General features: G+C 55.7%; 16 protein-coding genes and 1 pseudogene. 9 read left to right on the top strand and 8 right to left on the bottom strand.

Going from position 1 to position 13,763, the window contains the following annotated elements; translation table 11 throughout:
* Window positions 1–33 precede the first annotated feature (33 nt).
* Entirely contained in the window at window positions 34–498 is a 465-nt protein-coding gene (gene tsaE, locus BOW53_RS10690; RefSeq protein ID WP_078487975.1) for a tRNA (adenosine(37)-N6)-threonylcarbamoyltransferase complex ATPase subunit type 1 TsaE, read from the bottom strand.
* Window positions 495–2,021 (bottom strand): NAD(P)H-hydrate dehydratase, encoded by a 1,527-nt coding sequence (locus BOW53_RS10685; RefSeq protein WP_245832117.1) that lies wholly within the window; start codon window positions 2,019–2,021, stop codon window positions 495–497. Before BOW53_RS10685 ends, tsaE begins: the two co-directional genes overlap by 4 nt.
* Window positions 2,022–2,336: 315 nt before the next feature.
* Between BOW53_RS10685 and queG the strand changes: the two genes are divergently transcribed.
* Entirely contained in the window at window positions 2,337–3,419 is a 1,083-nt protein-coding gene (gene queG / locus BOW53_RS10680; protein WP_078487974.1) for a tRNA epoxyqueuosine(34) reductase QueG, read from the top strand.
* 177 nt (window positions 3,420–3,596) lie between these two features.
* Here queG and orn read toward each other — a convergent pair whose 3' ends face one another.
* Window positions 3,597–4,157, bottom strand: a complete 561-nt coding sequence (gene orn, locus BOW53_RS10675) for an oligoribonuclease (protein ID WP_078487973.1) — start codon at window positions 4,155–4,157, stop codon at window positions 3,597–3,599.
* 102 nt (window positions 4,158–4,259) lie between these two features.
* On the opposite strand from orn, the gene BOW53_RS10670 reads away from it, so the two are divergent.
* From BOW53_RS10670 to BOW53_RS10650, 5 genes are all read left to right on the top strand, one after another.
* Window positions 4,260–5,501, top strand: coding sequence for a M48 family metallopeptidase (locus tag BOW53_RS10670; RefSeq protein ID WP_342748431.1), 1,242 nt, complete (start codon window positions 4,260–4,262; stop codon window positions 5,499–5,501).
* A 23-nt stretch (window positions 5,502–5,524) separates the two neighbouring features.
* Window positions 5,525–5,809 carry a cytochrome c gene (locus BOW53_RS10665; protein WP_078487971.1) on the top strand — a complete coding sequence of 95 codons (285 nt, stop codon included), beginning with the start codon at window positions 5,525–5,527 and terminating at the stop codon, window positions 5,807–5,809.
* A gap of 3 nt (window positions 5,810–5,812) precedes the next feature.
* Complete coding sequence (gene rsgA, locus BOW53_RS10660; protein WP_078487970.1) at window positions 5,813–6,820, top strand: small ribosomal subunit biogenesis GTPase RsgA; 1,008 nt, start codon at window positions 5,813–5,815, stop codon at window positions 6,818–6,820.
* 321 nt (window positions 6,821–7,141) lie between these two features.
* The gene (locus BOW53_RS10655) at window positions 7,142–7,606 is read left to right on the top strand and encodes an EVE domain-containing protein (RefSeq protein ID WP_078487969.1); all 465 of its coding nucleotides are present in this window, start codon (window positions 7,142–7,144) and stop codon (window positions 7,604–7,606) included.
* A gap of 22 nt (window positions 7,607–7,628) precedes the next feature.
* The gene (locus BOW53_RS10650) at window positions 7,629–7,988 is read left to right on the top strand and encodes a gamma-butyrobetaine hydroxylase family protein (RefSeq protein WP_078487968.1); all 360 of its coding nucleotides are present in this window, start codon (window positions 7,629–7,631) and stop codon (window positions 7,986–7,988) included.
* Window positions 7,989–8,082: 94 nt separating this feature from the next.
* Here the strand turns inward: BOW53_RS10650 and gorA are convergent, their stop codons facing one another.
* Entirely contained in the window at window positions 8,083–9,432 is a 1,350-nt protein-coding gene (gene gorA / locus BOW53_RS10645) for a glutathione-disulfide reductase (RefSeq protein WP_078487967.1), read from the bottom strand.
* 207 nt (window positions 9,433–9,639) lie between these two features.
* On the opposite strand from gorA, the gene BOW53_RS10640 reads away from it, so the two are divergent.
* The 3 genes from BOW53_RS10640 (at window position 9,640) to BOW53_RS10630 (ending at window position 11,696) form a co-directional block, all read left to right on the top strand.
* Window positions 9,640–10,656, top strand: coding sequence for a DUF2333 family protein (locus BOW53_RS10640; protein WP_245832119.1), 1,017 nt, complete (start codon window positions 9,640–9,642; stop codon window positions 10,654–10,656).
* Between the two features lie 130 nt (window positions 10,657–10,786).
* Window positions 10,787–11,296: a hypothetical protein gene (locus BOW53_RS10635; RefSeq protein ID WP_078487966.1), complete on the top strand. Its 510-nt coding sequence runs from the start codon at window positions 10,787–10,789 to the stop codon at window positions 11,294–11,296.
* On the top strand, window positions 11,286–11,696 hold the full coding sequence (locus tag BOW53_RS10630) for a cyclic nucleotide-binding domain-containing protein (RefSeq protein ID WP_172838871.1): 411 nt from the start codon (window positions 11,286–11,288) through the stop codon (window positions 11,694–11,696). The genes BOW53_RS10635 and BOW53_RS10630 overlap by 11 nt, the downstream gene beginning before the upstream one ends.
* A gap of 8 nt (window positions 11,697–11,704) precedes the next feature.
* Here BOW53_RS10630 and BOW53_RS13385 read toward each other — a convergent pair whose 3' ends face one another.
* From BOW53_RS13385 to BOW53_RS10620, 4 genes and pseudogenes are all read right to left on the bottom strand, one after another.
* Window positions 11,705–12,136 (bottom strand): ATP-binding protein, encoded by a 432-nt coding sequence (locus BOW53_RS13385; RefSeq protein WP_245832116.1) that lies wholly within the window; start codon window positions 12,134–12,136, stop codon window positions 11,705–11,707.
* Window positions 12,118–12,627, bottom strand: a complete 510-nt coding sequence (locus BOW53_RS13380; protein WP_245832115.1) for a histidine kinase dimerization/phospho-acceptor domain-containing protein — start codon at window positions 12,625–12,627, stop codon at window positions 12,118–12,120. Before BOW53_RS13380 ends, BOW53_RS13385 begins: the two co-directional genes overlap by 19 nt.
* Entirely contained in the window at window positions 12,617–13,057 is a 441-nt protein-coding gene (locus tag BOW53_RS13375; protein ID WP_245832114.1) for a hypothetical protein, read from the bottom strand. Before BOW53_RS13375 ends, BOW53_RS13380 begins: the two co-directional genes overlap by 11 nt.
* A 121-nt stretch (window positions 13,058–13,178) precedes the next feature.
* A pseudogene (locus BOW53_RS10620) lies at window positions 13,179–13,645 on the bottom strand (winged helix-turn-helix domain-containing protein); the annotation flags it as partial.
* Window positions 13,646–13,763 lie beyond the last annotated feature (118 nt).

Raw genomic sequence — 13,763 nt, 5'->3', positions numbered from 1 at the left:
AGATAGGATGCTTTTCTTTATCTCTGCTTTAAGTTATGCCTGCAAGCGCCTATCAATTTCTTCAATAACCTTTGATCCTGAAGGGGTTTCAGACACCAACTCCAGGCGTCGCCCCTCTCCCTGGTAGTGGATATGCACCCAGAGATCAGCGGGAGGCAGCTCACCCACCCCCTTTTCCGGCCATTCGATCAGCAGGATCGCATTCTCTTCCAGCAGGTCGCGGATACCGAGATACTCCAGCTCCCCTGGATCGGACAGGCGGTAGAGGTCGAAATGGTAACAACTCCTGCTTCCCAGGTCGTAGGGCTCCAGCAGGGTATAGGTCGGACTCTTGACCGCGCCTTCATAGCCCATGGATCTGAGAAACCCTCTCACCAGGGTCGTCTTACCGGCCCCCAGGTTCCCTTCGAGATAGATTACACACCGTTCGGGACAGGCGTCCGCCAGGATGCCTCCCAGTGCTTCCTGCTGATCGGGCGTGTTGGCTTCCAGGTTCACCGGTCCACCTCCGGGTTGACCAGCTTTCTGAGCTGGGGAATCAGGTCGGTGGCCAGCATGCCCCGTTCTCCCACCAGCGCCACGCGATCAGCGGCTGCACCATGGAGGCAGGCGCCCATGGTCGTCGCATCCACCTGGGAAAAACCCTGGGCCAGCAGGGCTCCGATTACGCCGGTCAATACATCCCCCATTCCTCCACTCGCCATGCCGGGATTACCATCGGTACAGAGCAGTGTCTGGTTGCCTGTGACGATCAGAGTACCCGTCCCTTTGAGCAGGACGGTTCCGCCAAATTTTTGCTGAATCTGTTGCGCGGCGTCGAAGCGGTCCTCCTGTACCTGGGCGGAAGCGATACCCAGCATGCGACCCGCTTCACCCGGATGGGGTGTCAGTATCCAGTTATTGGACTGTTCAGGATCGACTGCCAACAGGTTCAATGCATCGGCATCCAGCACAATGGGCAACGTTGACTCCAGCACCCGACCGAGGAGCTGCTGTCCCCAGTCGCCCTGGCCAAGCCCTGGACCTATGGCAACGGCAGTCGCCTGCGCCAGCAGTGGCGCAAGTGCATCTGCTGTCTCAACGCCCCTGCACATCAACTCGGGACGTGCAACGCTGATTGCTGCCGCATGGGCATTCCGGGTAGCCACAGAGACCAGGCCTGCACCGCTTCTTGCTGCCGCCTCCGCCGCCATGCGAACCGCGCCGGCATATCCATGGTCACCGCCAACCACGAGCAGATGGCCGAAATCACCCTTGTGAGCACTGCGCTTTCTCGGTTTGAGCCGCGTTCTCTCTCGTGCCCAGTCAATACGCCTGACTGAAGGAGTTATCCCTTTATAGATCTCCGATGGCACATCCAGATCATCGAAAACAATGCTGCCGCAACAGTCGGGGCCATGCCCCGTGAACAACCCCTGCTTGAGACCAATAAAACTCGCTGTCGCCACCGCATCGACGGCGATACCCAGAACCTGCCCGGTATCCGAATGCAGCCCGGACGGGATATCCAGTGCGACAACAGGAGCCGGATGGGCATTAATCGCTGCCAGGGCATCCCGCCAGCTGCCCTCCACTTCACGTTCCAGGCCGGTACCGAAAACGCCATCCACGACCAGCTCGGTACTCTCCTGTATCTGATCGAATGCCCTCACCTCGCCACCGGCCTCGGCGTAAGCCTCTGCACAGGTCAGCGCATCGCCACTGATTTTCGAGGGGTCCCCGAGCTGCAGGACCCGGCACGCCATACCGGACTCCAGGGCGAGTTGTGCCACCACGTAGCCGTCGCCCCCGTTGTTTCCGACCCCGCAGACAACCGTAATATCCTTCACCCCAGGCCGCACCCTGTTCAGCAATTCGAAGGCGGCCTCTCCGGCACGCTCCATCAACGTGCGACCCGGAATATTGAAATCCTGGATCGCAATCCGATCCAGCTCTCTTACCTGCTCTGCACGGTATAGCGCTGTTGGAAGCGTGTCTGTCTGTTGGCGGTTTCTGATGAAGCATTTAGGGCCTGTTAACACTAATTGAATCGTGCCTGTTGCCCCTGAAAAAGTGCCAATCAAGGCGCCAGGCGCGTAGTTTGGTCATTCCAAATAAGCAACGAGCAAAGCTTACCGCTCCCAGCTCACGCTCCTGACCTACATCCATGTAGGCCACGCTGAGTGGCGCTTTTTCAGGGACAACCCGAAGGGCTGCGGCCATTTTTCCGCCCAGCTGCGTTATCAGTCGTTTATGTATGTACAATACACTGCACTCCTTCTGCCTTGCTGTGCAAAAAAATGGCCACAGCAGACATGTTTTAATTAGTGTTAACAGGCCCTAGTTATAGTGCACCGATGAACAGACAGCCGACAGACGACGACTTCAGCAAGCTGGCCGGCGATATCAAGCGCTGGGGGGCTGAGCTCGGTTTCCAGCAGGTGGGAATCTGCGACACCGATCTGACAGTTGCCGAAGCCCGTTTCAATGAATGGGCGGATCAAGGCTGCCACGGAGAGATGGCTTACATGGTAAGCCACGGCAGTAAACGCAGCCGCCCCGAGGAATTGGTACCGGGTACCCTGCGCATCATCTCCGTGCGCATGGACTACCTTCCCGGCGACGACAACCCCACGGGCATACTGAATGACAGTAGCCTGGGCTATATCTCCCGCTACGCCCTGGGGCGGGACTATCACAAGCTGATGCGTAACCGTCTGCAGAAACTTGCAAAGCGGATGGAGCAGGAGGTGGGAGAATTTGGCTACCGGGTTTTCGTGGACTCGGCACCTGTACTGGAGAAATCACTGGCTGAGAAGGCGGGACTGGGCTGGGCAGGAAAACACACCAACCTGGTAAACCGACACGCAGGGGGCTGGTTTTTCCTGGGTGAACTCTACACCGACCTCCCCCTGCCTTCAGATGAAGCCGAGAGCAACCACTGCGGTCGCTGCCAGGCCTGCATCGATGTCTGTCCCACCCGTGCCATCGTCGCCCCCTACCAGGTGGATGCGCGACGCTGTATCTCCTACCTCACCATCGAACTGCACGGCACCATACCGCTTGAGTTTCGCCCACTGATAGGCAACCGGGTCTACGGCTGCGACGACTGCCTGCTCGCCTGCCCCTGGAACCGTTTTGCCAAATCGACTGGGGAGCAGGATTTCCTGCCGAGACATGGGTTGAACAGTTCGCAGCTGGTGGATCTGTTTGCCTGGTCCGAAGAGGATTTTCTGGAACGCATGGAGGGTTCGGCCATTCGCAGACTGGGCCACGAGCGCTGGCTGCGCAATATCGCCGTTGCGCTGGGCAACGCGGAAACCACTTCACTGGTTGTCGATGCCCTGAAAGCGAGGTCCAGCCACCCTTCCGAGTTGGTGCGGGAGCATGTCAATTGGGCGCTGATCCGGCATACCACATCCGGTGACATCGCTTCGTAGCATCAGTGATCTGCTCCTACGCAGGATATACAGGAGCAACTTGAGTAAAGAAACAGCTCAATCCCGGGATTCCGGGAAACAATGTAGGAGCGAATCATCGTACCCTTCGGGTATTATTCGCGATCTGAGCGTAAATAAACGCTGATCGCGAACAAATTCGCTCCTACACAATCCAATTCAGCCCTGTGCTTCAGGAAGCCTGAGGAAGTGTTCCCTGTAATGGATGAGTTCGTCGATGGAGTCCTTGATATCGTCCAACGCGAGGTGTGCTCCCTTTTTCTCCAGGCTGTTTGCCACTTCCGGCGCCCAGCGTATTGCCAGCTCCTTGATGGCGCTGACATCAAGATTGCGGTAGTGGAAAAAGACCTCCAGCTCGGGCATCCAGCGGGCCATGAAACGCCGGTCCTGGCAGATGCTGTTGCCGCACATGGGTGACGTCCCCTGGGGCACATACTGGCTGAGAAACTCGATGGTCATCCTTTGGGCATCGTCTTCGCTGTAGCTGCTCTGCCTGACACGCTCGGTCAAACCGGATCCGCCATGCTGATTGGTGTTCCACTCATCCATGGCATCCAGGACATCATCGGGCTGGTGGATGGCGATTACAGGGCCCTCGGCGAGGATATTGAGATTGACGTCGGTAACGATGGTGGCAATTTCAATGACCCTGTCATTCAGAGGGTCGAGGCCGGTCATTTCGAGATCGGTCCAGATCAGATTCTGGGGGTCCTGCGCCATGGGCACTCCTGGTAGCTAATTCGTTATTTCCTGGAGGGTATTGGGTTAATAGGTTGCATTCTAGCAGAGCTTGTCACTTGTCTGTATCCTTACGCCATGCATATGTTCACAACTGTATTTCTGGCCGCCCTTGCCACCGGCCTGCTCATAGAACTTTGGTTGATCCAGAGACACCAGCGCCACATCACAAGCCACAGGGACCAGGTCCCGAAGGCCTTTACCGACAAGGTCTCGCTGCAGGAGCATCAGAAGGCAGCAGACTACTCCTGCGCCAAACTCTCACTGGGCCGCATTGAACTCGTGTTTGGCGTCCTGGTGCTGCTTGCCTGGACCCTGGGCGGCGGCATCAACCTGCTCGACTCGCTGTGGATGGATTCACCCTGGGGCAGTGTGATTACCGGCATCGGGTTGATCCTCACCTTCTCCCTGGTAAACAGGGTGATCGATCTCCCTTTCGGCATCTATCGCACCTTCGTGCTGGAGGAGCGATTCGGTTTCAACCGCACCACCCCCAAGCGTTTTATGCTGGATCTGCTGCTGCAGACTGTCATTGGCCTGGTTCTTGGCGTACCACTGCTATGGGCGGTGCTCTGGCTGATGGAGGGAGCGGGTAAATACTGGTGGTTTGCCGCCTGGTTGGTGTGGGTCGCTTTCATGCTGACGGTCACCTGGCTGTACCCCACCGTCATTGCCCCCCTGTTCAACAAGTTCACTCCCCTGGAGGAGGGCTCCCTGAAAGCGCGTATCGACAGCCTGCTTGACCGGTGCGGCTTTACCAGCAAGGGCATCTTTGTCATGGACGGCTCCAAGCGTTCCGGCCACGGCAATGCCTACTTCACCGGTTTCGGTCGCAGCAAGCGTATCGTCTTCTTCGACACCCTGATCGAAAGCCTCGAGGACCAGGAGACCGAGGCGGTACTTGCCCATGAACTGGGGCACTTCAAAAAACGCCATGCGCTGAAGCACCTGGTTATCGCCATGGCGTTCACGCTGGTCGGCCTGTGGCTTCTTGGCTGGCTCTCCACACAACCCTGGTTTTACCAGGGACTTGGGGTCGAAAACACCTCGAATGCACTGGCCCTGCTGCTCTTCATGATCAGCGTACCGGTATTCACACAGTTCATGCAGCCGGCGGGCAACTGGCTCTCCAGGCGCCATGAATTCGAAGCGGATGACTTTGCCCATAAAAATACCGGGGCTGAACATCTGATCACGGCACTGGTCAAACTCTACAAAGAGAACGCCAGTACCCTGACGCCGGACCCGTTCTACTCTGCATACCACGACAGTCATCCACCGGCGCCTGTGCGTATTACCCATCTCTCATCTAAAATTGACACTTAATAACTGCAAGGAGAACCGAGCACATGAGAGCACTCGTCATCACCGGCATTCTGCTGGCCGCTGTCACATCAAGCGTGCAGGCGGAAACACCCGATGCAGATACCGGAAAAGAACTGGTTAATGAAAACTGCTACAGCTGCCATGGAAACGATGTCTACACCCGCGGAAACAGAATGGTGCAAAGCCGTGTTGGACTCTCCAAGCAGGTTCGCCGCTGTAAACTCTCACTTGGACTTCAATGGTTCGACGAGGATGTGGAGAACGCCGCTGAATACCTGAACCTCAAGTTTTACCATTTTAATAAATAGCGGATGGCCAAGCGCAGACTCTCCCGGCGCCAGAAGGAGCGAATCAAGGCGATACAGGATCGCCGGCGCCAGCGCATGGAGACCCGTGCCGAAGCGGCCCTGCACGAAGCTGAAAAAAATGAATTCCGTCCCGGCCTTGTCATCACACGCTATGGACAGAACCTGGTGGTGGAGAATGAACAGGGAGAGTTGATCCATTGCCTGTTCCGGCAAAACATCGGACACGTCGTCTGCGGTGACCGGGTCGTCTGGCAACCCACCACCGAGGGCAACGGCGTAGTGACCGCCATCCTGGATCGTCAAACCGCCCTGGTAAGACCCAACTTCAGTGGCGAGGAGAAACCCCTGGCAGCCAATATCACTCAACTGGTGATCGTCATGGCACCGGAACCGCCTCCCAGCCAGTACCTGGTGGATCAATACCTGGTAGCCGCCGAAAACATCGGGGTAAAGGCCCTGATTACCTTGAACAAGAGTGACCTGCTGGATGATGCTTCACGTACAAAATTCGAAGATGAGTTCAGCCACTACGCATCCATCGGCTATCCCGTGATCCTGATCAGTGCAAAATACGAACACGGACTGGACCCGCTACTCGAACAACTCAACGAAGAGACCAGCATCCTGGTCGGACAGTCCGGTGTCGGCAAGTCGTCCCTGATAAATGCCCTGCTGCCCGATCTGAACATCCAGGTGGGCAAGCTCTCCCATGCCAGCGGCCTGGGTAAACACACCACATCCACAACCACTTTCTACACCCTGTCCCACGGCGGTAACCTGATCGATTCGCCCGGAGTGCGCAGCTTCCGGTTCGGGGATATCGACCGCCGACACCTTGAACGCGGATTCGCAGAATTTGGTGGCTACCTCGGTCACTGCCGTTTCAGCAACTGCCGACACGACAAGGAACCAGGCTGCGCCCTTCATGAGGCTGTAGAAGCGGGCAAGATCGATCCCCAGCGGCTGAAAAACTTCCAGCACATGCTGCAGAACCTCGATTCCACCCATTAATTGCGATCTCCCACCGCAGGTTAGGATTTCTGGTCGTGAAAAACCGTAATATTTTTGATACACAGCAATGAAATCCATCCTGGCGTCCAGGTTCTCCCCTGGTTCCATTGCATGAAATTTTGACTTGTGGATACTGAACCTAGAGTCCTCTCTTGGGGACTCAAATACCGCCCAGGGAATCGGAACAATACTGCCTCCCTGGGCGGTGTTTCATTTCTGTCCCTTGCCATTTAATCCGTTCTATTCGCCTGGAATCCTGAATGAGTTCTTTGGGTATAATCCCACTCAGAACAGACAACCATATTACATGGACAAAATTGGATGAATTACTGGCTAATGAAGTCTGAACCCGATGTCTTTGGCATCGACCACCTGAAATCCCGCCCCAAAAAGAGAGAACCCTGGGACGGCGTGAGGAACTACCAGGCCCGAAACATGATGCGGGATGAGATGAAAAAGGGTGATCTCTGTTTCTTCTACCATTCCAACTGCGACGAGCCGGGTATCGTCGGCATCATGGAAGTCGTCAAGGAGAGGTATCCGGATCACACCGCCTTCGATCCCGAACAGAAATACTACGACCCGAAGAGCGACCCTGATAATCCGCGCTGGTACATGGTGGATGTAAAGTACAAGCGCCACACCAAGCGAACCATCTCCCTGAAGGAGCTGAAAGAGTTCGCGGACACTTCCCTGGCCGAGTGCCCGTTGGTCCGAAAGGGCAACCGGCTCTCCATCATGCCCATCAGCCAGGAGCAGTGGGAATTCATACTCTCCCTCGAATAATCCCCTGGATCGGAAACAGCCTATGAGCGATCACCCGATTCCCGTTGACATCACCCTGCACAGTAAATCAAAAGTGCTCGAGGTACGCTTTGACGATGGTGCCTGTTTCAAACTGCCCTGTGAATACCTGCGTGTCTTCTCCCCTTCCGGGGAAGTGCGTGCCAGACGGGGCAGCAGCGGCAGCATCCTGGTGAGCGGCAAGAGAGATGTTGGGATAGAGGATATCAGGATGGTCGGCCAGTATGCCGTAAAGCTGTTCTTCGATGACGGCCACAACTCTGGCCTTTATGACTGGCGCTACCTTTACGAACTCGGCACGCAACAGGAAGAAAACTGGCAGGCCTATCTAAAGCGGTTGGCCGCTGCCAACGCCTCACGCTAAAGGTTTTTTGTAGGAGCGAACTTGTTCGCGATAAGGATCGGGTATTAATTCAACTCCGATCGCGAACAAGTTCACTCCTACCATTTAGGTGCCATCAACGCATCGTGACCAACTCTTCAGACGCGGTAGGATGAATGGCAATGGTGTCGTCGAAGTCCCTCTTTGTCGCTCCCATGCGAATTGCCACCGCAAAGCCCTGTAACATCTCGTCACAGCCCAATCCGATCATGTGGCAGCCCACGACCTTCTCCTGGGCACCGACACACACCAGCTTCATTGCCACCTTGCTTTCGTGCTTGGTAAAGGCGTTGTACATCGGAGTGAAACGTGTCTGGTAGATTTTCACCGCCTCGCCGTGGGTCTCTCGAGCCTCCCCTTCGGTCAGCCCAACGGTACCGATAGGCGGATGGGAAAAGACCACCGTGGGGACCAGATCGTAATCGAGCTTGCGGCCCTTCATCCCCCCGAACAGCCGGTCTGAAAGACGCCGGGCAGCAGCAATCGCCACGGGAGTGAGCTGAGGTGCATCGGTGACATCACCCATGGCATACACGCCAGGGACATTGGTATTCTGGAATTCATCCACCTTGATGAAACCGCCCTCATCCACCTCGACGCCAGCCATTTCAAGATCCAGCCCAACAGAGGATGGCGCCCTTCCTATCGCCCAGATCAATTTGTCGAAGCCACTGTGAACCTGTTGGTTTGCACACTGAATCTCCAGGGTGCCATCATCAGATTTAACCACCCTTTCCAACTGGGCAGAGGAGATAATGTTCACACCATCGTTGAGCATCCCCTCCATCAGGGTCTCGCGCAACATGGCATCGAATTTACGCAGCAGGTGCTCGCGACGCAGGAACATGGTGACATCGGAGCCCATGGCATTGAGTACACCGGCGATCTCCACCGCAATGTAGCCACTACCTACGATGGCCACCCGCCTGGGTTGCTCTTCAAAATCAAAAAAGCCGTCGGAGGTCACCCCTAGTTCCGCCCCTTCCACTGAGGGAATGATGGCGTGGGAACCCGGCGCGATCACGATGTGATCGGCGGTATAGCGCTTGCCCTCCACCTCCAGGGTGTTCCTGTCCACAAAGCGTGCAAACCCCTGGATCTCATCGATATTGGAGTCCGACAGATAGGTATGATACCAGCTGTTGATATTGCCCACATAGGTATCCCGCTTGGCTTTGAGTTCGCTCCAGTTGAAGCCGTTTACCTGGAGATCGAAGCCGTAGTCCGGGGCATCCCTAAGGGTATGGGCAATGGTGCCGCCGTACCACATCACCTTCTTGGGTACACAGCCGAGATTGACACAGGTGCCACCCAGTTTGCTCGCCTCGATCACAGCGCATTTCGCACCATATTTGGCCGCCCGTTCCGCAGCAGAGAGACCGCCGCTACCCCCGCCGATGGCAATCAGGTCGTAATGTAGTGTCATTATGTTTTGCTCCGATTTTGCCTGGACCCGGGGTTGCAAAGGTGCGGCCACCCGGAGAATCAGGCAGAATTGTTGTTCGAATAATATTTTTCGATTATGACACAACTGGCTCTTTAGCTGGCCGTTGAAAGCCCTTTGAACGACAGGGAATATGCCGTGGACCTGACATCACTTCTCGAGCAACTGAAGGAACGCCTGCAACAGCTCATCAATCTTTACCACCCGGAAACCTGGCGGGAGAAGGGTTGGCTGTGGAGTTCCGGGATTGGCAGTCTTACCCTGGTCGTCATCCTCTTCGTCGTCGGGATGCTGTGGAGTTACGAGCCCGACTTGTTCGACATCAGGGAGAACACCGCCCTTCAGTTGAATGAGAGCAGCTCCACGGTGGTAACAGGTTCCCACACCACCGCCGCCTTGGTGCGAGCGATGGAGACCCTGTTGGAAAAACCGAGCGGCTACCTGAGCAACGACATACTCCCCCCCGGTGTGTTCCTGGACAATATCCCCAACTGGGAATTCGGCGTATTGGTACAAAGCAGGGATCTTGCGCGTTCCCTGCGTAATGACATGAGCCGTTCCCAGTCCCAGTCCATGGAGAACAAGGACCTGGCCATTGCCGAACCCCAGTTCAACTTCAGTAACGACTCCTGGATCTTTCCAGCTACAGAGAGCGAGTACCGCACCGGCATCGAAGCGCTGCGCCGTTACCTGGCGGGGCTCTCCAGCCAGGGTGAAGAGGCCACCCAGTTTTTCGCCCGGGCAGACAACCTGCGGGACTGGCTGGCGGTGGTGGAGAAACGCCTGGGCAGCCTCTCACAGCGCCTCAGCGCCAGCGTTGGACAGGAGCGTATTAACACTGACCTGGCTGGAGATCCGGAGGCTACCCAGTCGACCAGTACGCCTGAGCGGGTCGAGGTACAAACCCCCTGGCTGGAGATCGACGACGTCTTCTACGAAGCGCGAGGCTCTACCTGGGCACTGATCCATTTTCTGCACGCCGTGGAGATCGATTTCCAGGAGATTCTGAGAAAAAAGAATGCCCTGGTCAGTCTGCGCCAGATCATCCGGGAGCTTGAAGCCACCCAGCAGTCCCTGAGCAGCCCCACGGTCCTCAACGGCGGCGGTTTTGGCATATTTGCCAACTACTCCCTGGTGATGGCCTCTTACATCTCACGGGCCAATGCGGCGGTAATCGACATGCGGAATCTGCTGAGCCAGGGATAGGGGAATGGAATTTAAATCCTTCAATTCCAATGTAAATATGCTCACCAAGTTCTCAAGTTTCAGATATGTCTACCGAAAATCTACCAGAACTCATGGGAACAAATGATTCATAACCTCAGATATTTGGCTGATGACACAGGGAGTCGACCATGGCCAGAAAAAATTCTTTGGCGAACACCTTATCGACCGCAGGCTGATCAGCGAAGCGGACGTCCTTGAAGCCTTGACCCTACAACGGGAAGAGACCCCCACATTCGAGAAGATGGCGGTAAAAATCGGTGCCATGAACATGAGCCAGGTGTTCAAGGCCCTCACCATGCAGGCGGAAACCGACCTGAGCTTCATGGATGTCGCCCTGCGCCATGGCCTCATCGACGAACCCCAGGCCGAAACCGTACTCGACTGCATACAATCCAACAAACCGGCTATCGGTGAGGCCCTGATCAAGCTCGGCAAAATAGACCGTAAAACAATGGAGCGGGAACTGGACAGGTTCCAGGATTCGATCCAGGTCTATGAAGATGTACAGGGCCTGTTACAGGAGATCACGCTGTTTCAATCCCTCGATGAAGTCGCATTGCGTTCCCTGGCCAATATTACGACGGTAATCGACTACGACGCGGATGACTATGTTCTATAAAGGAAGGCGATCCGGCAAACGCCCTGTATGCGTCTCATCCGGCTCCCTGATGTTCACCAAGGAGAACCCTGAAGATCACCTCGATGCCATCTACATGGGAACCGTGAATGAAAAGAAGGTCTTTGGTGAGTCGGCCATTCTCGAAGGTGGTGTGCGTACAGCAAACGTTCTATGCTGCAGCGACACAACCCTGCTGGAAATCAAACGGGCCCCTTTCAAACAGTTTCTCTTAAACTATGCCAGCAAGGCTCAGCCCTTATTGAGATACCTGATAAACCAATTGATCGACAAGCTCGATCACACCAACAACGAGCTGACCCTTGCCCGCAACACGCTATATGAAATCCAGCGTCAGGAAGTAGAGCAAGCGCAGTTTGAAGTGCAGCTGGACACGCCCTGATTACCTACTCAAGGCGATGGCAACGCCACCACGATCATAGCTCCTCCCATCTCGGAACTGGAAATATGCAAAGTACCGCCATAAAGGGCAATGATCTCATGGGCGACGCTCAGACCGATGCCTTGGCCAGGTACCTGCTGATCAACCCGGTTACCCCTGTGCAAGACCTGCTCCCTATCCTTTCCATCGATACCGGGCCCATCGTCCTCAATCACCAGCGTCATACCAGCCCCGCCGCTATCTGGTTTAACAGGAGACTCAACCAGAACCCGGACCCTGTTATTGCTGTACTTGAAGGCGTTTTCAAGCAGATTTCCCACCAGCTCAAACAGGTCATCCTCGTCACCCCAGAAACGTGCTGATTCATCGATCTCTGCGGTACACGCTATCCCCTTGTCCACGTAGACTTTTTCAAGACTGTTCACAAGCCGCTTAACCACAGTACCCACCTCCACCGGACCGCGCGACCGGAAGCTGCTGCACGCTTGAGCTGATGCTGAACGATATCGTTCATCCTGGGCACCTGCTCCTGTACGGCCTCCCTGAGTTTCTTGTCCTCTGCACTTTCTGCAGCGCCCAGCAGCACTGCCAGGGGTGTCTTGAGACTGTGAGCCAGGTCGCCTAGGCTGTTTCTGTAGCGGTCGCGACTTGCACGTCCTGTTCTAATCAGCGAATTGATACTGCCGGTAAGTCCGCTCAGCTCACGAGGGTATTCACCCTTGAGGTACTCCGCTTCCCCTGACTCGATCCCGCCAAGGTCCTCGGCCACCTGCCGCAAAGGCCTTAAACCCCAGCGTAATACCGCCAACAACAACAGCAGAGAAGCTCCTCCCAGCCAGAACAGCAGAGCCTGTCTGAAGGCCTTCATCTCGGCTTCTACAGGCGCCGCATTTTCCGCCACCGAATAAGGTATAGGAGGTTTACCGACCACTGTCATCCACCCAGGCCACGCCGAAATTGAGCACGTTGAATTCAGATCGCCCCGCTTTGTGCAGCTTGAAATGCTTCTTGCCTGCAACTACAGGAGTTAAAAAATCGAAGGAACTTCTTCCCACCAGCGATGGGGAGCGCCAGGAAAACTTGTCATCTGTTCCCACCACCCTGGCATAGAGCCCGGAGTCCGGACTGGAGAAACGGGGATCCGGAAGCGCCATTGGCAAGCGCATGCGTCCCCGCCCATCCTCGTCGGCTGCAGCGAGCAGTGCGTAGACATAACCGAGCAAACGCTCCCTTGTTGCCGTCTCGGTACTCTCCGTAAAAGCACGATCAAGCGCGTAGGCCCCAAGACCGAGAAAAGCCGCCAGAACCAGGCTGGCGGCAAGCAGCAGGCGCAGATGAATGGAGCCGGGCTTAGCCCGCATGTGTCACCAGGGTCCGGGACAGGACAGAGTGCAATGTTGGCTTCATGTTTATTGATCCATCAACATATTGATATTGAATGTTTCACCCGATGAAATCGGTCCGACTGGTGAGACATGCGGGTTAACTGGCATTGTACCGGTAGCCCCTGCCCCGCAGGGTCTCGATGGGTTTCAACTCGCCATCAGGATCGATCTTGCGCCTGAGCCGCCTTACGAACACTTCCAGCACATTGCTGTCCCGATCAAAGTCCTGGTCGTAGATGTGTTCTGCCAGTTCAGTCTTGGAGATCACTTTTCCCTGGTTCATCATCAGGTACTCAAGCACCTTGTACTCGTAGGCCGTCAGTTCGACATTGTCGCCATGACAGGAAACCGATTGGGTTGCGGTATCGAGAGAGACGGGGCCGATCTCGATTTTTTTTTTGGGGAGGGCGAATGACCTGAGGAACGACGTAGCAGTGCATTGAGACGGGCCAGCAGTTCCTCGATGTGAAACGGCTTGACCAAGTAATCATCGGCTCCGGCTTCGAGACCCTCGACCTTGTCCTACCAGTTGCCCCTGGCGGTGATTATCAGTACGGGAAAGCCGGTATCCAGCCTGCGCAACTCCCTAGGGCCTGTTCACGTTAATCACCGTGTCTGAGATGAGTGAAGCCAGGATAAAGAAGGTGAACATCACATCCAGTTTTTCGAATCTTGAAAAGAT

This window comes from Solemya velesiana gill symbiont (genome assembly GCF_002020805.1).
In the GTDB taxonomy this organism is placed as follows: Bacteria; Pseudomonadota; Gammaproteobacteria; order Chromatiales; family Chromatiaceae; genus Sedimenticola_A.
This window is presented reverse-complemented; position numbering and strand designations above follow the sequence as displayed.

Coding starts and splice junctions, on each gene's coding strand:
- queG (WP_078487974.1), top strand. CDS start 2,337: ATGAACAGACAGCCGACAGACGACGACTTCAGCAAGCTGGCCGGCGAT.
- orn (WP_078487973.1), bottom strand. CDS start 4,157: ATGGCGCAGGACCCCCAGAATCTGATCTGGACCGATCTCGAAATGACC.
- BOW53_RS10670 (WP_342748431.1), top strand. CDS start 4,260: ATGTTCACAACTGTATTTCTGGCCGCCCTTGCCACCGGCCTGCTCATA.
- BOW53_RS10665 (WP_078487971.1), top strand. CDS start 5,525: ATGAGAGCACTCGTCATCACCGGCATTCTGCTGGCCGCTGTCACATCA.
- rsgA (WP_078487970.1), top strand. CDS start 5,813: ATGGCCAAGCGCAGACTCTCCCGGCGCCAGAAGGAGCGAATCAAGGCG.
- BOW53_RS10655 (WP_078487969.1), top strand. CDS start 7,142: ATGAATTACTGGCTAATGAAGTCTGAACCCGATGTCTTTGGCATCGAC.
- BOW53_RS10650 (WP_078487968.1), top strand. CDS start 7,629: ATGAGCGATCACCCGATTCCCGTTGACATCACCCTGCACAGTAAATCA.
- gorA (WP_078487967.1), bottom strand. CDS start 9,432: ATGACACTACATTACGACCTGATTGCCATCGGCGGGGGTAGCGGCGGT.
- BOW53_RS10635 (WP_078487966.1), top strand. CDS start 10,787: ATGACACAGGGAGTCGACCATGGCCAGAAAAAATTCTTTGGCGAACAC.
- BOW53_RS10630 (WP_172838871.1), top strand. CDS start 11,286: ATGTTCTATAAAGGAAGGCGATCCGGCAAACGCCCTGTATGCGTCTCA.
- BOW53_RS13375 (WP_245832114.1), bottom strand. CDS start 13,057: ATGCGGGCTAAGCCCGGCTCCATTCATCTGCGCCTGCTGCTTGCCGCC.